Origin of the sequence: Parapedobacter soli, assembly GCF_025460835.1 — a bacterium.
GTDB classification, from domain to species: domain Bacteria; phylum Bacteroidota; class Bacteroidia; order Sphingobacteriales; family Sphingobacteriaceae; genus Parapedobacter; species Parapedobacter soli.
In genome coordinates this window covers 1-311 of the sequence record NZ_JAMXAY010000177.1, presented here as the reverse complement: position 1 = coordinate 311, position 311 = coordinate 1, and the positions used below count along the sequence as shown (strand labels likewise).

Here is a 311-nt window from a genome sequence, read left to right as displayed (position 1 = left end):
CAATAGTTAGTTAATTTTTAAGCGGCAATAGTGCCGTACATTATTAGTTCTTTGACATGTTTCTGATTTTTTTGCAAGTGTGGGTTTATCCCAAAGGTTGAAAAAAATCTATTCATCAGTAAAGTATTGTGGTTCATCGTCTTGATGTCGGCCATGGAGAACGCCCCTCGTTCCTTTTTGGGGATGCTTATCCAATGCGCGGCTTTGGCGACATTGGTTGCCGTTAGGGCCAGATTGAGGTGGAAGTCCAACTTGTTCTCGCTCCTTGCCTGGCAATTTTCCAGTCCGGTGAACTGTTTTGCGTCGCGGTA

General features: G+C 44.4%; 1 protein-coding gene. It reads right to left on the bottom strand.

Annotated elements, in window-relative coordinates; translation table 11 throughout:
- Positions 1–17: 17 nt before the first annotated feature.
- A partial coding sequence (locus tag NGM62_RS22100) for a hypothetical protein (RefSeq protein WP_390938355.1) occupies positions 18–311 on the bottom strand: 294 nt, incomplete at its 5' end.